22 protein-coding genes are annotated in these 20,354 nt (G+C 71.5%); 6 read left to right on the forward strand and 16 right to left on the reverse strand.

Features of this window, described 5'->3' with window-relative positions; translation table 11 throughout:
* Positions 1–15 precede the first annotated feature (15 nt).
* The 4 genes from ACTWJ8_RS35895 to ACTWJ8_RS35910 are packed head-to-tail and all read right to left on the reverse strand — an operon-like array spanning position 16 to position 5,490.
* Complete coding sequence (locus ACTWJ8_RS35895; protein WP_443261678.1) at positions 16–786, reverse strand: enoyl-CoA hydratase/isomerase family protein; 771 nt, start codon at positions 784–786, stop codon at positions 16–18.
* Positions 783–1,928, reverse strand: coding sequence for an acyl-CoA dehydrogenase family protein (locus ACTWJ8_RS35900; RefSeq protein WP_443261679.1), 1,146 nt, complete (start codon positions 1,926–1,928; stop codon positions 783–785). The genes ACTWJ8_RS35895 and ACTWJ8_RS35900 overlap by 4 nt, the downstream gene beginning before the upstream one ends.
* 48 nt (positions 1,929–1,976) lie before the next feature.
* Entirely contained in the window at positions 1,977–4,118 is a 2,142-nt protein-coding gene (locus tag ACTWJ8_RS35905; protein WP_356373047.1) for an acetate--CoA ligase family protein, read from the reverse strand.
* Between the two features lie 43 nt (positions 4,119–4,161).
* Complete coding sequence (locus ACTWJ8_RS35910) at positions 4,162–5,490, reverse strand: MFS transporter (protein WP_356373046.1); 1,329 nt, start codon at positions 5,488–5,490, stop codon at positions 4,162–4,164.
* Between the two features lie 149 nt (positions 5,491–5,639).
* On the opposite strand from ACTWJ8_RS35910, the gene ACTWJ8_RS35915 reads away from it, so the two are divergent.
* Genes ACTWJ8_RS35915 through ACTWJ8_RS35925 form a run of 3 tightly spaced genes read left to right on the forward strand, consistent with a single transcriptional unit; the run spans position 5,640 to position 7,847 of the window.
* Positions 5,640–6,542 (forward strand): LysR substrate-binding domain-containing protein, encoded by a 903-nt coding sequence (locus tag ACTWJ8_RS35915; protein WP_443261680.1) that lies wholly within the window; start codon positions 5,640–5,642, stop codon positions 6,540–6,542.
* Between the two features lie 36 nt (positions 6,543–6,578).
* A complete protein-coding gene (locus ACTWJ8_RS35920) occupies positions 6,579–7,193 on the forward strand; it encodes a class I SAM-dependent methyltransferase (protein WP_443261681.1) in 615 nt (204 codons plus the stop codon).
* Between the two features lie 60 nt (positions 7,194–7,253).
* A complete protein-coding gene (locus ACTWJ8_RS35925) occupies positions 7,254–7,847 on the forward strand; it encodes a gamma carbonic anhydrase family protein (RefSeq protein WP_443261683.1) in 594 nt (197 codons plus the stop codon).
* An 18-nt stretch (positions 7,848–7,865) separates the two neighbouring features.
* On the opposite strand, the gene ACTWJ8_RS35930 is transcribed toward ACTWJ8_RS35925, so the two are convergent.
* Positions 7,866–8,276 (reverse strand): RidA family protein, encoded by a 411-nt coding sequence (locus ACTWJ8_RS35930; RefSeq protein WP_443261684.1) that lies wholly within the window; start codon positions 8,274–8,276, stop codon positions 7,866–7,868.
* Positions 8,277–8,384: 108 nt separating this feature from the next.
* Between ACTWJ8_RS35930 and ACTWJ8_RS35935 the strand changes: the two genes are divergently transcribed.
* Positions 8,385–8,753, forward strand: a complete 369-nt coding sequence (locus ACTWJ8_RS35935) for a winged helix-turn-helix transcriptional regulator (protein ID WP_443261685.1) — start codon at positions 8,385–8,387, stop codon at positions 8,751–8,753.
* Between the two features lie 9 nt (positions 8,754–8,762).
* On the opposite strand, the gene ACTWJ8_RS35940 is transcribed toward ACTWJ8_RS35935, so the two are convergent.
* From ACTWJ8_RS35940 to ACTWJ8_RS35950, 3 genes are read right to left on the reverse strand one after another with little or no spacing between them, the layout of a single operon-like run.
* A complete protein-coding gene (locus ACTWJ8_RS35940; RefSeq protein ID WP_443261686.1) occupies positions 8,763–9,179 on the reverse strand; it encodes an arsenate reductase ArsC in 417 nt (138 codons plus the stop codon).
* Positions 9,172–10,269, reverse strand: coding sequence for an ACR3 family arsenite efflux transporter (arsB, locus tag ACTWJ8_RS35945; protein ID WP_443261687.1), 1,098 nt, complete (start codon positions 10,267–10,269; stop codon positions 9,172–9,174). Before arsB ends, ACTWJ8_RS35940 begins: the two co-directional genes overlap by 8 nt.
* Positions 10,266–10,640 (reverse strand): ArsR/SmtB family transcription factor, encoded by a 375-nt coding sequence (locus ACTWJ8_RS35950; RefSeq protein WP_356373037.1) that lies wholly within the window; start codon positions 10,638–10,640, stop codon positions 10,266–10,268. The genes arsB and ACTWJ8_RS35950 overlap by 4 nt, the downstream gene beginning before the upstream one ends.
* Before the next feature lie 89 nt (positions 10,641–10,729).
* On the opposite strand from ACTWJ8_RS35950, the gene ACTWJ8_RS35955 reads away from it, so the two are divergent.
* Together ACTWJ8_RS35955 and ACTWJ8_RS35960 are read left to right on the forward strand one after the other, a co-directional pair.
* The gene (locus ACTWJ8_RS35955) at positions 10,730–11,143 is read left to right on the forward strand and encodes an ArsI/CadI family heavy metal resistance metalloenzyme (RefSeq protein WP_356373036.1); all 414 of its coding nucleotides are present in this window, start codon (positions 10,730–10,732) and stop codon (positions 11,141–11,143) included.
* Positions 11,144–11,275: 132 nt separating this feature from the next.
* On the forward strand, positions 11,276–12,229 hold the full coding sequence (locus tag ACTWJ8_RS35960; RefSeq protein ID WP_443261688.1) for a D-alanyl-D-alanine carboxypeptidase family protein: 954 nt from the start codon (positions 11,276–11,278) through the stop codon (positions 12,227–12,229).
* Between the two features lie 82 nt (positions 12,230–12,311).
* Here ACTWJ8_RS35960 and ACTWJ8_RS35965 read toward each other — a convergent pair whose 3' ends face one another.
* The 8 genes from ACTWJ8_RS35965 to ACTWJ8_RS36000 all read right to left on the reverse strand — a co-directional run bounded on the left by ACTWJ8_RS35965 (position 12,312) and on the right by ACTWJ8_RS36000 (position 20,191).
* Positions 12,312–13,886, reverse strand: a complete 1,575-nt coding sequence (locus ACTWJ8_RS35965) for a PTS ascorbate transporter subunit IIC (RefSeq protein WP_443261689.1) — start codon at positions 13,884–13,886, stop codon at positions 12,312–12,314.
* A gap of 37 nt (positions 13,887–13,923) precedes the next feature.
* Positions 13,924–14,712, reverse strand: a complete 789-nt coding sequence (locus ACTWJ8_RS35970) for a PTS sugar transporter subunit IIA (protein WP_443261690.1) — start codon at positions 14,710–14,712, stop codon at positions 13,924–13,926.
* A gap of 165 nt (positions 14,713–14,877) precedes the next feature.
* Entirely contained in the window at positions 14,878–15,093 is a 216-nt protein-coding gene (locus ACTWJ8_RS35975) for a hypothetical protein (RefSeq protein WP_356373032.1), read from the reverse strand.
* Positions 15,094–15,209: 116 nt separating this feature from the next.
* Positions 15,210–16,112: an ABC transporter permease gene (locus tag ACTWJ8_RS35980; RefSeq protein ID WP_443261691.1), complete on the reverse strand. Its 903-nt coding sequence runs from the start codon at positions 16,110–16,112 to the stop codon at positions 15,210–15,212.
* A complete protein-coding gene (locus ACTWJ8_RS35985; protein ID WP_356373030.1) occupies positions 16,099–16,896 on the reverse strand; it encodes an ABC transporter ATP-binding protein in 798 nt (265 codons plus the stop codon). Before ACTWJ8_RS35985 ends, ACTWJ8_RS35980 begins: the two co-directional genes overlap by 14 nt.
* 48 nt (positions 16,897–16,944) lie before the next feature.
* The gene (locus ACTWJ8_RS35990; protein WP_356373029.1) at positions 16,945–18,051 is read right to left on the reverse strand and encodes an ABC transporter substrate-binding protein; all 1,107 of its coding nucleotides are present in this window, start codon (positions 18,049–18,051) and stop codon (positions 16,945–16,947) included.
* A 321-nt stretch (positions 18,052–18,372) separates the two neighbouring features.
* On the reverse strand, positions 18,373–19,602 hold the full coding sequence (locus ACTWJ8_RS35995; RefSeq protein WP_356373028.1) for an acyl-CoA dehydrogenase family protein: 1,230 nt from the start codon (positions 19,600–19,602) through the stop codon (positions 18,373–18,375).
* Positions 19,603–19,615: 13 nt separating this feature from the next.
* The gene (locus ACTWJ8_RS36000) at positions 19,616–20,191 is read right to left on the reverse strand and encodes a winged helix-turn-helix domain-containing protein (protein ID WP_443261692.1); all 576 of its coding nucleotides are present in this window, start codon (positions 20,189–20,191) and stop codon (positions 19,616–19,618) included.
* Positions 20,192–20,354: the final 163 nt, after the last annotated feature.

A 20,354-nucleotide genomic window follows, 5' to 3' on the forward strand; every position in this document is an offset into this window, starting at 1 on the left:
TGAGTGGCTGGTGGCTCAAGCGGGGAAGACCGGACGCCTGCGTTCCAGGAACGCGGCGCGACCCTCCGCGAAGCCCGCACCGCCGAGCAGTTCGACCTGAGCGGCGGCCTCGGCCTCGAGGACCGCGTCCAAGTCCTGCGCCTCCTGCGCGAAGATCCGTTTGGTGGCGGCGACCATGGCGGGGGACGCGGCTGCGAGCCGCTCGGCCCGCTCCCGCGCCCGCCCCAACACCTTGTCGCTCGCGGTGATCTCGCTGACCAGGCCGATCCGGTGGGCCTCGACGGCGTCCACGTCCTCGGCGAAGAGGATGAGTTCCTTGGCTCGCGCCGGGCCCACGCGCTGCGCGAGGCTCCAGCTGAGGCCCGAGTCCGCGGTGAGCCCGATCTTCGCGAAGGAGGCCGCGAACCGGGCGTCGTCCGCCGCCACCACGCAGTCGCACGCGGCGGCGAGCCCGAGCCCCAGACCGTACGCCCCGCCGCGCACCGCGGCGACCACCGGCTTCGCCGAGCACACCAGGGCGCGGGCCACGTCGTTGACGACCGCGAGGCGTTCGCGGGCCACGTCGGGGTCCTGCGACATGGAGCGGATGTCGCCGCCCGCGCAGAACACGTCGCCCGCGCCGGTCAGGACGACCGCCCGGCACCGCGGGTCACGCTCGGACTCCCGCAGGGCGGCGAGGAGTTCGCGCCGGTCGGCGAGGTCGAGCGCGTTGCGGCGGGCGGGCCGGTTCAGGGTGAGCGTGTGGACCGGCCCTTCGTAGGTGATCCGTACGGCGGGTTCGATCATGACCGGGCCCGCCGCAGCAGCTGCTTGGCGACGATGACCTTCTGGATCTCGCTCGTGCCCTCGTAGATCCGGAACAGGCGGGCGTCGCGGAAGCAGCGCTCGACGACCGTGCCGCGCATGTACCCCATGCCGCCGTGGATCTGCACACCCAGGTCGGCGGCCTTGGACACCATCTCGGAGCAGAACAGCTTCGCCGCCGAAGGACGGATCCTGCGGTCCTCGCCGGAGTCGTACTTCTCGGCGGCGTCCAGGACCATGGCCCGGCCCGCGAGGACGCCGGTCTGGATCTCGGCGAGCATGCCCTGCACGAGCTGGAAGTCGCCGATGGGGTGTCCGCCCTGCCTGCTGGTCGCCGCGTGCGCGACGGACTCCTCCAGGATCCGCTCGGCCATCCCCACGCACAGCGCCGCGATGTGCACCCGGCCCCGTACCAGCGACTGCATGGCCGTGCCGAAGCCCGCACCCTCCTCGCCGCCGACCAGGGCCGCCTTCCCGACGCGTACGTCGTCGAGGAACACCTCGGCCGTCCAGGCGCCCGCCTGCCCCGTCTTGGCGTCCTTCGGGCCGACCGTGACACCGGGGAGGCCCGCCTCGACGAGGAACACCGAGATGCCCTTCGTGCCGGACGCCTCCTCGCCGGTGCGCGCGAAGACGACGAACAGATCGGCCAGCGGGGCGTTGGTGATGAACCGCTTGCTGCCGTTGAGGACATAGCCGTCGCCGTCCCTGACGGCCCGCGTGGTCAGGCCCGAGGGGTCGGAGCCCGCCTCCGCCTCGGTCAGCGCGAACGACGCGACGGCGCCCTCGGCGAGCCGGGGCAGCCAGTGCTTCTTCTGATCCTCGGTGCCCGCGTTGTCGAGGACCTTGCCCGCGATGCCGTTGTTCGTGCCGAACATCGAGCGGAACGCGGGGGTGGTGTACCCGAACTCGAACGCGAGCCGGACGTCCTCCGACAGGCTCGCGCCGAGGCCCCCGTACTCCTCGGGCAGCGTGTACCCGAACAGGCCCATGTCGGCCGCCTTGCGCCGGATGTCGTCCGGAATCGCGTCGGTCCGCTCGATCTCGTCCTCGCGCGGCACGACGTCCTCGCGCACCAGGGTGCGCACGGCGGCGACGACCGCGTCGAACTCCGCTGCTTCCATCGTCAGTCTCCTTTCCCAGAAGGTCGGTCGAGGTGCGCTCCATGAAGGTCAGTCCAGGTGCGCCAGCGCGTCCACGGCGAGCGCGCCCTCGCCCGCCGCGCCGAGCAGCAGCGGGTTGACGTCCAGCTCCGCGAGGTCGTCGGCGAGGTCGGCGGCGAGCCAGGAGAGGCGGACGATCGTGTCGGCCGCCGCCTCCACGTCACGGGCCGGCCGGCCGCGCACGGCACCGAACAGGCGGCTGCCGCGCAGGGAGAGCAGCATCCGGCGGGCGCCGTCCCGGTCGACCGGCGCGACCGCCACCCGGCTGTCGGCGAGCGCCTCGACGAGGATGCCGCCGAGCCCGGTCACGACGACGGGGCCGAACACCGGGTCGCGCTTCACGCCGACGATCAGCTCGGTGCCGCCGCCCTCGGCCATCCGCTGGACGAGGACACGGGCATCGGGCACACCCGCGTCGCGGGCCACGCGCAGCACGTCGGCTGCGGCCCCGCGCACCGCGTCCGCGCCGTCGAGGCCCAGCCGGACGCCGCCGATGTCGCTCTTGTGCCCGATCCGCTCCGACAGCAGCTTCACGGCGACCGGTCCGCCCAACTCCGCCGCCGCGCGGGCCGCTTCGTCGGGGTCGGCGGCCGGGCGGGAGGCCGCGGTCCGCACGCCGTACGCGGCGATCAGCCGGGTCGACTCGTACTCGTCGAGCTGGGCGCGGCCCTCCGCACGCGCGCGGGCCACGACGGCGCGCGCGGCCTCGGTGTCCACGTCGGCGGGCCGTACGGGGGCGGGCAGCGGCGGCCGCAGGCTGAAGTCGGCGAGCAGGCCGAGCGCGCGGGCCGCCTGCGCCGGATCCGTGTAGCAGGGGATGCCGAGCTCGCGCAGCCGGGCGCGGGGCCTGCCGCTGCCGCCGGTCCACACCACCACGAAGGGCCGGTCCGTGGCCCGGTACGCCTCGTCGAGCGCCTCGATGAGGGTGTCCGCGCAGTTGTCCGCGCAGCCGAGCAGCACCGCGATCAGGTCGGTGTCCGGATGCTCGACGGCCACCTTCAACGCCCGGCGCAGGATGTCGGGTTCGGCGACGAGCGTGCCGGTCAGGTCGACCGGATTGCGCGGGGACCCGTATGCGGGGATGGCGGCGGCCATGGTGTGCTGCCACCGCTCGTCCCAGGGGCGCACCTCGATGCCGTGGGCCGCCGCCGCGTCCGCCATCAGGGCGCCCGCGCCGCCGGACACCGACAGCGAGGTGAGCCTGCGGCCCCGTGCCCGGCGGCCGGTGGCGAAGATCTGCGCGGCCTCCAGCATCGACTCGGGCCCGTCCACGCGCAGGATGTTGTACTGGCGCGCCGCGCCGTCGAACACCGCGTCCTCACCGGCGAGCGACGCCGTGTGCGACTGGGCGGCCCGGGCGCCCGCCTCGGAACGGCCCACCTTCACGGCGATGACCGGCTTGTCCCGGTCGTGGGCCTCGCGGGCGGCGTCCAGGAGACGGCGGCCGCCGGTGACACCTTCCAGGTAGGCGAGGACGACGTCCGTGCCGTCGCTGCGGACGAGCCCCTCGACCAGCTCGGCGACGGAGAGGTCCACCTCGTTGCCGGTGTTGAGGTAGTGGGAGATGCCGATGCCGAGGTTCTGCGCGGCGTTGAAGACGAACCCGCCGAAGGCGCCGCTCTGGCTGAGGAACGCGATCGGGCCCTCGACCAGCTCCGCGTCCTCGTCGAGCGCGGACGTGAACGTGGGCAGCGCCCGCTCGCGGGAGGCGATCATGCCGAGGCAGTTAGGGCCGAGGACCCGCACCCCGCTCTCGGCGATCGCCGCCCTCAGCTCCTCCTGGAGCTCCACGCCCCGGCCGCCGACCTCGGCGAACCCGGAGGCGCCGAGGATCGCGGCGGGGATGCCGCGCCGGCCGCAGGCGCGCACGGCGTCGGCGCACTGCTCCGCCGACAGCATGATCATGGCGAGGTCGATGTCACCCTCGATGTCGTCAAGGCTCCGATGGGCGGGCAGCCCCTGCACCCGCTCGCGCTTGGCGTTCACCGGCAGGATCCGGCCCGTGAACCCGAACCGCTTGAGGTAGTCGACGGGCCGCCCCGACAGCTTCGTCGGACGGTCCGACGCGCCGAGGATCGCTATGGAACGTGGATGCAGGAGGGCGGTCAGGGCGTCGTCGGTACGGGGGCGGGGGGTGGCGTGCTGCTGCACGGCGGCTCCTCGGGGTGCGACTCGAAGTGCGGGCGAGGGAAGGTCAGTTGACGGCCGCGGACGGCGCGGTCCGCGGCTCCTGGTCCTCGTGCCGGGTCCTGGCGGACAGGGTGAGGAAGGCACGGGCCGCGACGAGCGAGACGGCCCCGAGGACGACCACGAAGAGCACCGGAAGCACGATCGTCCCGGACGCGGAGAGGAGCGACTGGAGGATGACAGGGGCGAGCCCGCCGAGCACGCCCGCGAGCCCGTACGCCGTGGAGATGCCGGTGTAGCGGACCTTGGCGGGGAAGGCCTGCGCGAACATGCCCGCGACGATGGCGTAGTACATGACGTCCGGGATGGTGGCGAGGACCGCGCCGGTCACCGCGAGCGGGAAGCTGCCCGTGCCGATCAGGGCGAACATGACGGGGATCGTCGGGATCTGGCAGGCCAGGATGACGGTGACGGCCCTGCGCACACCCCAGCGGGTCGCGCACACGGCGCCCAGCGGCTGCACGAAGAACTGCACGATGCTGGCGATGAGGATGACCGTGAGGAAGTCCTGCCGGTCCATGCCCACCTCGCCGGTCGCCCAGGACAGGGCGAAGGTGTCACGGGCGTAGACGATGGCGAAGACCGTGAACGCGGCGCCGACGCCCAGCAGGAGCAGTTTGAAGTGCTCCCTGACCAGCGTGACGACCGGCACCTTCGCCGTCTGGTCGGCGCTCTTGAGGGCCACCATCGCGGGGGACTCCTCCAGGCTGAGCCGGATCACCAGGCCGATGATCACGAGCAGCGCGGAGGCCAGGAACGGGATCCGCCAGGCCCACGCCAGCAGCGCGTCGTCGGAGAGCCGGCCCACGGCGAGGAAGGACAGCGTCGCCAGGATGCGGCCCGTGGGCGAGCCCTGCTGCGCGAACGCCGCGAACAGGAACCCGCGCTCCTTCCTGGCGTGTTCGGTGGTGATCAGCACGGAGCCGCCCCACTCGCCGCCGAGCGCGATGCCCTGCACCGTACGGAACAGGGTGAGCAGGACCGGCGCGGCCACCCCGATCTGCCCGTACGTCGGCAGACAGCCGATGCCGACCGTGCTGACACCCATCAGCAGCAGCGTGGCGACCAGCGCCTTCTTGCGGCCCAGGCGGTCGCCGAGGTGACCGAAGAGGATCGCGCCGAGCGGCCGGGCCAGGAAGCCGACCCAGAAGGTGACGAAGGAGAGCAGCACCCCGATCGACGGCGGCACGTCGGCGAAGAACAGCGGGGCGAACACCAGGGCCGAGGCCGTGCCGTACACGTAGAAGTCGTACCACTCGATGGTCGAGCCAAGATAGGAGGCCCAGCCCGCCCTGCGGGCCATCTTCTCCTCTGCGGGCAGCCGTGTGCTCGGCATCTCGTCCCGTCCTTCCCGTAGAAGCAACGTGATCGCGCTCACAGGGAAGCTATGACTGCCGACTGGTTTCGTCTAACACCAAAGTTCCCTACCGTTGATTCGGCGGCGCGACACAATCGCCGATGACCTGCGAAGGAACGGGAGTTCACGTGGAGCTGCGGCACCTTCAGTCGTTCGTGACGGTCGCCGAGGAGCTCAACTTCCGGCGCGCGGCCGAGCGGCTCCGGGTGTCCCAGCCGCCGCTCTCCCAGCAGATCAAGCGCCTCGAGCACGAGGTCGGCGTCGCACTGCTGCGCCGCACGACACGACAAGTCGCCCTCACCGCGGCGGGGGAGGCGTTCCTCGCCGAGGCGCGGACGGCGCTGCGGGCCGCGCGTGAGGCACCGCTCGCGGCCCGGCGAGCGGCGAGCGGACAGACCGGAGTGGTGCGCCTCGGGTTCAGCGGGCCGACCTCGCACGAGGTCCTCATCCTGATGACCCGGAAGTTCCGCGAGCACCGGCCACGGGTGCGCCTGGAGATCAACGGGCCCGTCTACGGCGGAGAGTTGGTGGCCCGCCTCACCAAGGACGAGATCGACGCGGGCCTGATGCGGCTGCCGGTCGCGGGCACCGGCATCCAGGCCCGCGAACTCACCCGGCACGGCATCGTCGTCGCCCTCCCCGCGGGCCACCGCCTCGCGGACCGCGAGGAGATCGGCATGGACGACCTCCAGGACGAGCCCGTCGTCAGCCACCCCACCAACCGCGGCGCGGGCATCGTCGCCCTGATCCACAGCGTGTACCTGGCGCACGGTGCGAGCCCGCACATCGTCCAGGAGGCCCCCGACACGCACACCATCCTGACGCTCGTCGGCGCGGGCGTCGGCATCGGCTTCGTCCCCTCCTCCGCCAGCCACCTCAAGGTCCCCGGCGTCCTCCTCATCCCGGTCCCCGACATCCCACCCCTGCCCCTGGCCCTCGCGTGGCGGGCGGGGGACCCGAATCCGGCGCTGCACGCGCTGATCGACTTGTTGGACGAGATCGCGGGGGACTGCGTGGGTGGGACCGCCTGACCTGGACGGCGGCGTGGGCGGCCTATAGTCGATCTCATGAGTCGTTGGCAGGAACTGACCGGTGGGACGTCAGGGAACGAGTACGCCGCCCGCTTCGAGGCGCTGGCCCGCAGTGGGAAGGACGTGCACGGAGAGGCGTCGTTCTGCGCGGCCTTGCTGTCCGAAGGTGCCCGCGTCCTCGACGCCGGGTGCGGCACCGGACGTGTCATGATCCGGCTCGCCGAGCTCGGCTACGACTGCGTGGGCATCGACCTCGACGCCTCCATGCTCGACGTGGCGCGCGAGCGGGCGCCCGAGCTGCCCTGGTACCGGACCGACCTCGCCGACTTCGACCCGGCGGCCCTCGGCATCACCGCCGACTTCGACCTCGTGGTCGCCGCGGGCAACGTCATGCCGCTGCTCACCCCCGGCACCGAGGCCACCGTCGTCGAGCGGCTGGCCGGGGCGCTGCGCCCGGGCGGCCTGATGGTCGCGGGCTTCGGCCTGGACGCGGCCCACCTGCCGGTGGAACCCACCATCACGCTGCCCGAGTACGACGCGTACTGCGCGACGGCGGGCCTCACCCTCGTCGACCGCTTCTCGACGTGGGACGCGGCGCCGTACGAGGGCGGTGGGTACGCGGTCAGCGTCCACCGTCTCGAAACGGCCTGAGGCGCGCCCGGGGCGGTCGAGAGTGCCCAGCCGCCCCGGACTGCCCTACGCTCCGTGGGCATGCTGATCGAGCACCGCGGAGAGCGGCCCGTCGTCCCCGAGTCCGCCTACGTCGCCCCGTCGGCCGTGCTGTGCGGCGCGGTCGTCCTGGGTGAGCGCGCCCGCGTCCTGCACGGGGCCGTGCTCACCGCAGAGGACGGTGAGGTACGTACCGGTCACGACGTCGTGGTCATGGAGAACGCCCTAGTCCGGGGCCGGGCGGAGCACCCCGCCGTGCTCGGCGACTCCGTACTCGTCGGGCCGCACGCGCACATCAACGGGGCGCGCGTCGAGGACGAGGTCTTCGTGGCCACCGGGGTGTCGATGTTCCCCGGCGCCGTCGCGGGCGCCCGCTCCGAGCTGCGCATCAACAGCGTCCTCCACGCCAACTCCCACCTGCCACCGGACACCACACTGCCCATCGGCTGGATCGCCGCGGGCTCCCCGGCCCGCCTGTTCTCCCCGGACCGGCACGACGAACTGTGGGAGGAACAGGAGGGCCTGGACTTTCCCGGCACCGTGTACGGCGTGCCGCGGGGCACGCCGATGCGGGAGGTCATGCGGCGTCAGGTGGAGTACTACGGGGCGCACTTGGGCGATCGACGGTTGTCGTAGGAGACGGACCGCTTCTCGTCAGTCGAGCACCGCTGTCGCCTCCACCTCCACCAGGACATCGGGTTCGAAGAGGACGTCGACGCCGATCAGTGATGACGGCGGGAGGCGGTCGCCGAGGTTCAGCTCCGTGCGGACGCGGTCGACGCCCGCCATGAACGGTTCGATCCGGTCGGGTGTCCACCGCGCGACGTAGAACGTCAGCCGCACCACGTCGTCGAACGTCGCCCCCGCTCCGGCGAGCGCCGTCGCCGTGTTGCGCAGCGCGTGCGCGACCTGGCCCGCGAGGTCGCCCGGCGCGAGCGGGGCACCGTCCGGGGTCCGGGCGATCTGTCCGGCCACGTGCACCTGGCGCGTGCCGGTGGCGACGGAGACATGGTCGTACGGGACGGGGGCGAGCAGTCCGGCGGGGGAGAGGCGGTGCACGGGCATGGAAGGCTCCTCGTGGCTGAAGTCGGAACACCCTGAGGTCGAGCGACCCGCAGGTATACCTTTGCTACCTGGTGCACGAAGGACACTTCAACGGAACCAGGTTTCGCCATGGATACCGCCCCCGCCGCCGACGGCGAGCTGCGCATCGCGCCGCCGCACCGGGAACTCCTCGACCAGGTGCTGGACAAGTGGTCGCTCAGCGTCCTCAACGAACTGTGCGAACGCCCCCGCCGGTTCAACGAACTGCGCCGCGCCATCCCGGAGGTCACCCAGAAGTCCCTCACCGCGACGCTCCGGCGGCTCGAGCGCAACGGCATCGTCGAACGCGAGCTGATCAGCTCACGCCCGGTCGCGGTCGAGTACCGCATCACCCCGCTCGGCAAGACCCTGCGGCACCCCGTCGACGTACTCCTGGAGTGGGCTGAGACGCATCTGCCCGCGATCGAGCGGGCGCGCAGGGTCTTCGACGACGAGTGACTCGGGGCGTCAGGAGGCGGCCGTGATGTCGTCGAGGAGGGCCCGGACGCGCCGTTCGATCTCGTCGCGTACGGGGCGCACCGCGGCGAGGCCCTGTCCGGCGGGATCCGGCAGCTGCCAGTCCAGGTAGCGGGTGCCGGGGAAGACCGGGCAGGCGTCGCCGCAGCCCATCGTGATGACGACGTCGGAGGCCTCGACGGCATCGGCCGTGAGCACCTTCGGGACCTCGGCGGAGATGTCGATGCCGACCTCGGCGAGCGCCTCGACGACGGCCGGGTTGACCGTGTCGGCCGGCGCCGAGCCCGCCGAGCGGACCCGGACGCGGTCGCCTCCGATGCGGGTGAGGAAGGCCGCCGCCATCTGCGAGCGCCCGGCGTTGTGGACGCAGACGAACAGCACCGACGGCCGGTGGGGTGTGTCAGGCACGGGCTGCTTCTTCCTGTGGGGCGGGGGCGGTCGGCGTGGGGAAGTAGCGGCGCGCGCGCAGCGCCACGTACACCAGGGCGATCAGGGCCGGCACCTCGATGAGAGGGCCGACGACGCCCGCGAGGGCCTGGCCGGAGGACGCGCCGAACGTGGCGATGCACACCGCGATGGCCAGCTCGAAGTTGTTGCCGGCGGCGGTGAAGGCGAGCGTGGTCGCGCGCGGGTGGTCGAGGCCGACAGCCCTGCCGAGCAGCATCGATCCGGCCCACATGAGCGCGAAGTAGACCAGCAGCGGCAGCGCGATGCGTACCACGTCCACCGGCCTGCCGGTGATGGCGTCGCCCTGGAGCGCGAAGAGGATCACGATGGTGAACAGCAGTCCGTACAGGGCGAACGGGCCGATGCGCGGGACGAACGTGGACTCGTACCAGGCGCGGCCCTTGGTCTTCTCGCCCACGCGGCGGGTCAGGTATCCGGCGGCGAGCGGGATGCCCAGGAAGATCAGCACGCTGCGGGCGATCTCCCACACCGACACGTCCAGGCTGGTCTGTTCCAGGCCGAGCCACCCCGGCAGCACCTGGAGGTAGAACCAGCCGAGCGCCGAGAACGCGATCACCTGGAACACCGAGTTGAGGGCGACCAGGACGGCCGCCGCCTCGCGGTGTCCGCAGGCGAGGTCGTTCCAGATGACGACCATGGCGATGCAGCGCGCGAGGCCGACGATGATCAGTCCGGTGCGGTACTCGGGGAGGTCCGGCAGGAACAGCCAGGCCAGGGCGAACATCAGGGCCGGGCCCACGATCCAGTTCAGCAGGAGCGAGGGCAGCAGGAGACGCCGGTCGCGGGTCACGGTGTCGAGGCGGTCGTAGCGGACCTTGGCGAGGACCGGGTACATCATGACGAGCAGGCCCAGCGCGATCGGCAGGGACACCCCGCTCACGGAGACCGCCGCCAACGCCTCGCCCAGGCCGGGGATCAGACGTCCGAGCCCGAGGCCGACCGCCATCGCGGCGAGGATCCACACGGCCAGGTACCTGTCGAGGAACGACAGCCGCCCGGCCACGCTCTTCTCGGGTGCGTCGATGCTCACGAGGCGGCACCCGCCGGACGGGTCAGGACGCCCGCGAGGCGGTCCGTCGTCTCCGGCAGCAGCCAGTAGTAGACCCACGTGCCGCGCCGCTCGCAGTCGATCAGACCGGCCTGCCGCAACAGCTTGAGGTGGTGCGAGATCGTCGGCTGCGACAGATCGAAGGCCGGTGTCAGATCGCAGACGCAGACCTCGCCGCCCGCCCGCGAGGCGATCATCGACAGCAGGCGCAGACGCACCGGATCGCCAAGTGCCTTGAAGACCTTGGCGAGTTCGTCGGCCTGCTCCTCGTCCAGCGGTGCGCTGAGCAGTCCCGGGCAGCATTCGTCCGCGTCACCGGCTTGCCCCAGCACCACGAGCTCTTGATTCGACATGTCTCTATGTTGACATCCATCGATCCAAGGCGCAATCTTGCATCGACAGACATCAATACAACCCGCGCGACTCGATGAGGTGGACCGTCATGTCCCGAGCACAGCTCGCCCTGCGTGTCAGCGACCTGGAGGCGTCGATCACCTTCTACGCCAAGCTGTTCGGCGTCGAACCCGCCAAGCGGCGCGAGGGCTACGCCAACTTCGCCATCGCCGAACCGCCGCTGAAGCTCGTCCTCATCGAGGGGGAGCCCGGCCAGGACACCCGGCTCGATCACCTCGGTGTCGAGGTCGAGTCCGGCGATGAGGTCACCGCGGCCGTCGACCGGCTCAAGGGTGCCGGGCTCGCCACCTTCGAGGAGCGCGACACCTCCTGCTGCTACGCACTCCAGGACAAGGTCTGGGTACACGGTCCGGGGCGTGAACCCTGGGAGGTGTACGTGGTGAAGGCCGACGCCGACACACGCTTTCGGCAGACAATCCACACACCATGTTCATGCGGGTGAGTGCAGGTGAGCGCTGTTACCGGGTTATGACGTGGCGATGTTGACTCCCGCACGCGGTGGACACGTAGGTTCGGTGTGCACTGATCCAACGTGGAGAGCCGGCGCCGCGGTGCCGGGAGGAGGGGACGTCCCATGGGTGCTCACGCCCGACCCAACCGGCTGCACAGGACCGGCGCCAGAGTCGCGACCGTCGCGCTCTTCGGGGCCGTGCTGCCGATCACCGCGGGTGGCATCGCCCAGGCCGCCACGCCCGGTGTCACGCACGCCGCCGAGCAGGGCGACGGCGCGACGGCCACCACGGACGTCCCCGACGTCGCCGCGGACCACGCCTATCTCCTCGATGCCCGCGACGGCAGCCAGGAGCGGGAGATGTGGGCCGGGCCCAAGGCCGACGAGAGTGTCTCGATGGCCAGCACCACGAAGATCATGACCGCCGTGGTCGTGCTCAAGCACCCGGAGTGGCTCGACCGGCAGATCACGGTCAAGCAGGAGTACCGGGACTACGTGCAGCAGAACGGCGCGAGCACAGCCGACCTCCAGACCGGCGACAGGCTCACCGTCCGCCAGCTGCTGCACGCCATGCTGATCCCGTCCGGCGGTGACGCCGCTATGGCTCTCGCCGACAACTTCGGGGTCGGCGCCACGCAGGACGCGCGGATCGCCGACTTCGTGAACCAGATGAACGTCGAGGCGGCCCAACTGGGCATGACCGGAACCCACTTCGACTCCTTCGACGGCATCTCGCACGGCGACAACCGCAGCACCGCCCGCGACCTCGCCAAGCTGGGCCAGCGCGCCATGCTCCAGCCGGTCTTCGCCGACGTGGTGAAGCTGAAGAAGTTCGAGACCGAGGCCCCCGCCGCCAACGGCCGCACCCGGTACTACACCTGGGGGACCACCAACGACCTGCTGAGCAGCTACGACGGCGCGCTCGGCATCAAGACCGGCAGCGGCGAGGAGGCCGGCTACTCCCTCGTGTTCGCCGCGAAGCGCGACAACCGCACCCTCGTCGGCGCGATCGTCGGCGCCGACAAGGAGGTCTTCGGCGACGCCGCGAAGATGCTCGACTGGGGCTTCGCGCACTGACCGGTCGCCGGCCGCGGCACCAGTGCGCCCGAAGGCCCGCTGAACTCCTACGAGTTCAGCGGGCCTTCGCCCGGACGGTGACTCAGTCCTCCGGCGGAGGCGGCGGCTTCGGCGCACCCGCCGGCGGCGTGATCTTCGCGTACGTACGGGAGACCGGCGTCTCGCCGCCCGCCGCCTCGTCGTGCTGCTCGGGACGGTCCTCCGGCGGCAGCAGCGCCGCCCGCTTGGCGCCCGGGTCCCAGCCGGTCTCCACGACCCGCTTCTGCCACGTGATGGCGGCGGCCAGGATCAGCAGGCCGACCACGAGCATGAGGATGACACCGGCGACGTCGTCCGCCTTGGCGACATTGCCGAGGATCAGGCCCAGCCAGCCGAAGTCGGCGTCGCCGAACGTGGTGTTGGCGGAGCCGAACGAGCCGAGCACACCGAGCAGGAACGCCGGCAGGAACGTGATCAGCACACCGTTCAGGAACGAGCCGAGGGCCGCGCCGCGGCGCCCGCCCGTCGCGTTGCCGAACACGCCCGCCGCGCCGCCGGTGAAGAAGTGCGGGACGAGCCCCGGCAGTACGAGCGCCGTGCCGAACGCGGGCTTGAACACACCGACGAGCAGGCCGAGGCTGACCAGACCGCCGATGAACGAGCAGATGAAGCCGACGAGCACGGCGTTCTGCGCGTAGGGGAAGACGATCGGCGCGTCGAGTGCGGGGATGGCGCCGGGCACCACCTTCTGCGCGATGCCCTGGAAGGCGGGCACCAGCTCGCCGAGGATCGTGCGGACACCGAAGAGGATGACGGCGACGGCGATGCCGAACTGGAGGCCCTGGTTGACCGATGACATCAGGTAGTTGCCGATGCCCGTCGAGGGCGAGCCGCCGCCCGTCGCGAACGCTTTGAACGCCTCCGTGCGACCCACCTTCGCGAGGAAGACGATGGCCATGATCATGTAGATGAGCAGCATCGACAGCGCGGTCGCCACCATCGAGTCGCGCAGGAAGCGCAGGCCCTCGGGGAGGTTCATCTCCTCCGTCGAGCGGCTCTTCTTGCCGACGGCCTGACCCGTCGCGCCGGACACGATGTACCCGGCCGTCCCGAAGTGGCCCACGGCGACGGTGTTGTTGCCGGTGACCCGCTTGGTCCAGGGGTGGGCGAAGGCGGGCATCGCGACGAGCATGATGCCGAGCAGCACCGCGCCCGCCACGACCACGACCCACGAGGTGACACCCGCGGTGGCCATCACCATCGTCAACAGCGTCGCCATGAACAGCATGTGATGGCCGGTCAGGAAGACGTACGACAGCGGGGTGAAGCGGGCGAGCAGCAGGCTCACCAGGAAGCCGAGGATCATCAGCCATGCCACGCGCGAGCCGTACTCGGCCTGCGCGATGCCGACGATCGCCTCGTTGGTGGGGATGACACCGTGCGAGCCGGTGGCGCCAGTGATCATGGTGCCGAGCGGAGCGAGCGAGTTGGTGACCAGGGTGGCGCCCGCGCCGATCAGCAGGAAGCCGAGCGTCGCCTTGATGGCGCCGCCGATGATCTGGCCCGTGGTCTTCTTCAGGGCGATGAGACCCACGGCCGTGATGATGCCGATGAGATAGGCGGGGACGCTGAGAATCTCGTTGACGATGAATTTCGCGATGTCGACGAGGGTGTTCATGGGGACTCCTGGGGAGGGGAGCGGTGAGGGCGGGGGATCAGACGTCGTAGAGGTCGCGCATCGCGGCGTCGACCTCCTTGGTGCTGGTGAAGTCCTCGATCACCCGCACCGGCACGCCCACGTCGCCCAGCGTCCGCGCGATCTCCCGCGAGGTCATGATGGCCACCGCCTCGGACGCCTTGCCCTTCGCGGAGATGGTGTCGGTCGCCTCGGTGGTGATGTACCGGCCCCACTTCCAGCGGTCGAGCACCTTGTCGAGCGTCGACTTGAGGAACAGGCTCGTGCCGACGCCGTTGCCGCACACCGTCAGGATCTTGTGCATGCCGTGGCCCGAGCCCTTGGCCGCGGGCTCGTCGGGTCCCGCGTCGGACGGCTCGGTGTCCCCGGCCAGGATCCGGCGCAGCGCCTGAGGCGTCGGGGCGTGCTCCAGGGCCGCGGAGGTGTCCGGGTCCGCGAGCAGCCGGGCGAGCGCGCCCATCGCCTGGGTGTGTGCCCCGGCGTCCTGCGCGGCGAGGGCGACGACGAGGTGCACCGGATCGTTGGTCTCGTGCCCGAAGCTCACCGGCGTCGAAAGACGCACCCATGACATGCCGGTGCGCCGGACGGCGGGGGAGGGGCGGGCGTGCGCGAAGGCGAAACCGGGCGCGATGACGATGTACGGCCCGTTCTCCTCGACGTTGCGCAGCATCTCCTCGGTGTACGTATCGGTACTCACATCGGTGGCCACCAGGAGGTCGCCCGCGAGGCGCACGGCTGCCTGCCAGTCGGGGGCGGCCACGTCGAGGCGGACGGCCTCGACGGGGATCAGATCGCTGAGTTCACTCATACGAGCAGTGGTTCCGATGAATGGCCCCGTGTCAGCGCGACACGCCGGGCGAAGACACCTTCGTTATCAGGTTCCACCGGCTGCCGCCCGGGACACGCGCAGGCGGCCCCGCCGAAGCGGAGCCGCCTGCGTCATGCGTCACGCGAAGGGGCGGGACCCGGTGGCTCAGTCGTTGTCGAACGAGGCGCCGAAGTGGGCCATGGCCTCCGCCTGGTTGCCGACGGTGATGCCGTTGTGCCCACCCACATTGACGAAGTCCTGGGTGGCGGCTCCCACGTGGGTCTCCGCCTGTCCTTCGCCGCCGTCGGCGACAGCGGGACCGGCGGCGATGAATCCGGCCGCGGCGGCGACGGCGGCAGCGGCTGCGATGCGACGCACCATGAACTGCTCCTTCGAGGAGGGGGTCGAGTGATCACTTAAAACATCACCAGACCGCACGGGGGCTCGCATCTCGAGCGGCCGCACGACACTCGCGTGCAGCAACGCGCTCCGCCATCTCAGCGTCGGGCCAGCAGCCCCCGGCCGCGCAGCACCCGACGCTCCAGCGGGCTGAAGATCAGCAGGTCGACGGCGATGCCGACGACCAGGATCAGCAGGATCGCCAGGAACACCTGGGACATGCTGCTGTTGTTGCGGCCGTTCTCCAGCAACTGGCCGAGGCCCACCCCCAGATCGGGCGACGAGGCGATGATCTCGGCGGCCATCAGCGAGCGCCACGAGAAGGCCCAGCCCTGCTTGAGCCCCGCGAGATACCCCGGCAGCGCGCCCGGCATCACGATGTGCCACGCCCCGCGCAGCCCGGTCGCGCCGAGGGTCCGCCCGGCGCGCAGGTACAGCGGCGGGATCTGGTCGATGCCGGCGACGAGCCCGTTGGCGATGGAGGGCACCGCGCCCAGCAGGATCACGGCGTACATCATCGAGTCGTTCAGACCCAGCCAGATCACCGCGGGCGGCACCCACGCCACCGAAGGCAGTGACTGGAGCCCCGACAGGATCGGCCCGATCGCGGCCCGCACGAACCGGACGCGGGCCACCAGCAGGCCGAGCGGCGTGCCGATGACGAGCGCCAGCAGGAAGCCGAAGAGGCCACGCGAGACGGACGTCCAGATGGAGTCGAGGAGCGTGCCCTGGAGCCAGGCCGTGCGCACCTCGTCCCACACCTCTGCCGGCGAGGCCATCTTGTACGAGGGCACGACAGCCGCCCACACCAGCAGCTGCCACACCACCAGGACCACCACGATCGCGGTGACCGGCGGCAGCACCTTGCGGCTCAGTGTCTCGCGCAGCGGCGTACGGACGGCGCGCACCGAGTCCAGTGCGTCGAGCCCGGCCTCGAGGCCCGCCAGGTCGCTGCCGCCGGCGCGGTCGACGGGCGCTGCGGCGTTGTCAGTTGCGGCCATGACGGCGGATCTCCCCACGCAGTTCTTCGGTGATCTCGGCGGACAGCTCGGCGACCGAGGTGTCCTCCAGGCGGCGCGGCTGCGGCAGGTCGACCGTCCACTCGCGGGCGACACGGCCGGGCCGGGACGACAGCAGCACGACGCGCTCGGCGAGCCGCACCGCCTCGCGCACGTTGTGCGTCACGAACAGCACCGACACCCCGGTCTCGCGCCAGATGCGGGTCAGCTCGTCGTGCAGCACGTCACGGGTGATGGCGTCGAGCGCGGCGAACGGCTCGTCCATCAGGAGCAGCCGGCTGTCCTGCGCGAGGGCGCGGGCGAGCGCCACGCGCTGGCGCATGCCGCCCGACAGCTCGTGCACCCGCTTGCCGTGCGCGTCCGCGAGCCGGACCAGGCCGAGCAGCCGCTGCGCCTCGGCGCGCCGCTCCTGCGCGGGGACGCCGCGCAGCTTGAGCGCGAGCTCGATGTTCTTGCCCGCGGTCAGCCACGGGAACAGGGCGTGCTCCTGGAACATCAGGGCGGGCCTGCCGTCCGTGGCGATGCTTCCGGTGGACGGCCTGTCGAGGCCCGCGACCAGATTGAGCAGGGTGGACTTGCCGCAGCCCGAGGCCCCCAGGAGGGTGACGAACTCGCCCGGCGCGACATCGAGGGTGATGTCGTCCAGGACGAGCTGCTGCCCGCCGGGGGCGCCGGGCGCGGGAAAGGACTTCGAGACGTGCTCGATACGGGCGGCGTGCGTCACCGCCCCGACGGCCTCGGCCGACTTGGTGAACGTGGTGGCCATGGCGTCACCTCCTGGGGACTCCGGAAATCGACTGGCGTGCGGTGGGGGCTACTTGACGCCGAGACCGGCGTCGTCGACCGGGTCCGCGCCCTCGGCCTTCAGGACCTTGTTGAGCGGCTTCAGGTCGTAGATCCCCTTCAGGTCCGGCTTCTCCAGGAGGCCCGCCTTGACCGCGTGCTTCGCCTCGGTGTCGAGGGTGGCGGCCAGCGGGTCGTCGAGGAAGTCGATGGACTTCCAGGCCGGGTCGATGACAGCGGAGGGGAGTGCCTTGCCGGACAGCTTCTTCAGCGCGGCGTTGGCGGAGGCCTTCGCCTTCTCCGGGTTGGCGTTGATCCACTTGTTGGTCTTCACGGAGCCGCGCAGCACCGCCTCGACGACGTCCGGGTGCTCCTTGAGGAACTTCTGCGACACGATCATGTTCGTGATCACGAACTTCTTGTCGGGCCACAGGTCGGACTCGTCGAGCAGCTCCTTGGCGCCCTCGGAGACCAGCTTGGACGCGGTCGGCTCCGGCACCCAGGCGCCGTCGACGGACCCCGACTTGTAGGCGTCGGGGGTGATCTTGTTGTCGGTGCGGACGACGGACACGTCGCCCTTGCCGCTCTGCGCGTCGACCTTCCAGCCCTTCTCGGCGATCCAGTTGAGGAAGGCGACGTCCTGCGTGTTGCCGAACTGGGGCGTGGCGATCTTCTTGCCCTTGAGGTCGTCGAGGGTCTTGATCTTCTTCGGGTTGACGACCAGCTTGACGCCGCCGGAGGCCGAACCCCCGATGATCCGCAGGGACTTGCCCTGGGACTTGGTGTAGCCGTTGATGGAGGGGGAGGGGCCGATCCAGCCGATGTCGATGGACCCCGCGTTGAGCGCCTCGATCTCGGACGGGCCCGCGTTGAACGTCGACGGCTTGATCTGGGTGCCGCCGAGCTCCTTCTGGAGCAGGCCCTGCTGGACGCCGACGAGTGCGGTGCCGTGCGTCAGGTTCGGGAAGTAGCCGATCTTCACGGAGTCGGCGGAGAGCTTCTTGCCTCCCGACGCGGCCTTGGCCTGGGCGTCGTCGTCGTTCGCCTGCGAGCCGTAGCCGCAGGCGCTCAGCACGAGGGGGAGCGCGGCTGTGGCGGCGAGGGTGCGCAGGATGGTGCGGGGGCGTGCGGCAGACACGGAGGTGTCCTCTCGGGAAAAGGATGGTTCGTGGAAGGGGCGCGGGGCGCCAGGGGGGCCGGGGCCGTCGCGGGGACGGCGGGTCAGCGGGCCCGACAGATGGCGCTTGACATGCGGCCGTAGTCGACGTGGCGGCGCGAGGTCAGCAGAAAGCGCGACAGATCCGCGCGACGGAACGTCCGCATGGCGCCACCCCTCTGCCTTCCCGAGTTTTCCTACCTGAGTGATAGGGATCGTGGCAGAAGGTGGCGCTCACCCCAAGGGGTTGTTCATATTATGGACGTACACGTCTTGGATACTGAGAACGTGCAGGTTGGCGCGTCACGCCGGGAGGGCGAAGGGCGGCTGTGCGCCGTTGAGGAAGTGGTCGCCGATGTCGCGGAGTTGGTGGGCCACGGGCTCGTGGAGCGTGTGGGTGCGGGCGTTGCGCCAGAAGCGGTCGAAGCCGAGGCGAGCGGACGCCGCGCGTGGGCCGACGATGTCCAGGGCCCGCGTGGTGGACTCCTGCGCCGCCCGTGCGGCTGCCGCCTCGGCCATGGTGACCAGGGCGGACACCTCGGCGTACTCGTCATAGGTGAGGTCGTCGCCGAGCGCGAGCGCGGTCCGTACGGCGTCCAGGGCCTGGTCGGCGAGGGCGGCGGCGGAGCGGATGAGCACGGTCAGCTCCCCGTACGCCGTGAGCACCTGCGGGTCGTGCGGGCTGCCGACGGGCCAGGACGGGTGCAGCGGCGTCTGCCCGGTTCTGCTGTACTCGCGGGCCTCGGCGAGCGTGCCCTCGGCCGTGCCGAGCAGCACCTGCACCGAGACGAGGTGGGCGACCGGCGATGCCAGGGCGGTGCGGGGCGGCAGGAGGTCCTCGTCGGCCGCCAGCGGGCCGAGCACCTCGTCGGCCGCCACCGGCACGTCGTCGAACTCGACGCTGCCGCCGGCCGCGAGCCGCCGTCCGAAGGTGTCGGCGTCCGCGTCGATCACGACGCCGGCCCTGCCCGCGTCCAGGGTGACGGCCAGCGGCGCGCCCGAGTCGGCACGTACGGCGCGCACCGCGAGCCGGTCGGCGACGAGCACGCCCGTCGTGTAGTCCTGCCGCCCGTTGAGCACCCAGCCGCCCGCGGCGCGCGTCAGCGTCAGCGTGGGTTCCTGGCGGGCGAAGCCGCCGCCCCAGCACCACTGGTCGGCCGCGGAGCGTTCCTCGAGCTGCGCGGCGACGGCGGGCCCCGCGAAGAACCGGGCGCTGCCCGCCAAGAAGTAGTGACAGCCCAGGAGTTGGCCGATCGCGCCGTCCGCCGCCGCGATCTCGCGGACCACGGCGCAGGCGGCCGCCCAGTCCCCGCCGCCCGCGCCGCTCTCCGTGAGCGCCGGAGGTGTCAGCAGCTCCGCCTCGCGCAGCCGTGACACCTCGTCGACCGGGGCCTTGCCCGCCTGCTCCCTGGTGGCCGCGTCCGTGGCGAGATCGTCCGCCACCTCGCGGGCCACGCGCAGCCAGTACGGATCGTCGATCCCGCTCCGCCCGTGGACGGCGGCGGGGCGGGGCGACGCGGTGGCGGGGCCCATCACGGTGTTCTCCTCAGGGTCGGTGGCAGGGCGCGGCGTCGCCGGGCACGTACTTGTAGCCCACGCGGCGCACCGTGACGATCCGGCGGCGGTGCGCCTTGCCCAGCTTGCGGCGCAGGCGGGCGATGTGGACGTCGACGGTGCGGCCGTCGCCGACGTGCTCGTAGCCCCACACGGACGACACGAGCAGCTCGCGCGTCAGCACGCGGTGGGGGTGGTTCACGAGATGCGAGAGGAGCGCGAACTCCAGGTAGGTCAGGTCGAGTTCGCGGCCCTCCAGCTCGGCGACGTGCCGCACCGGATCGATGCGGATGACCTCGTCGTCGGATCCCGTCGCGGCGGCCGGTGCGGCGACGGGCAGGGCGGCGGCGGTGTCGACGGGGCGCAGCTCGGGCCGCGGCCGGTCGGCGGCGAACAGCTCGGTGGGGTCGGTGCCCTCCGGCACGAGCAGGAGGTACCCGACCATCGGAACGGATCCGCGCCGCCCGGTGCCCCCGGCCGGCGGTGTGTCGCGTACGAGGCTCAGGTGGCGGTTGTCGGCGGGCGGCGCGGTGGCGTGGTCGGTGCGGAGCGGCGGTGCCGTGGTCATGGCGTGTGTCCCTCGAGAGGTGTGTCGGGGCCGTCGGGCGCACGGGGTGGCGGCGCCCCGGCGGCAGGGGAGAACGGGGCGGAGCGGCACGGGAGGTGTGTGGGCCCGTGCCTCAGGCGCGACAGCACGCGGCGCTGACGACGTGACCAAAGTCGACATGCCG

It is taken from the genome of Streptomyces sp. SDT5-1, assembly GCF_052245995.1.
GTDB lineage: Bacteria > Actinomycetota > Actinomycetes > Streptomycetales > Streptomycetaceae > Streptomyces.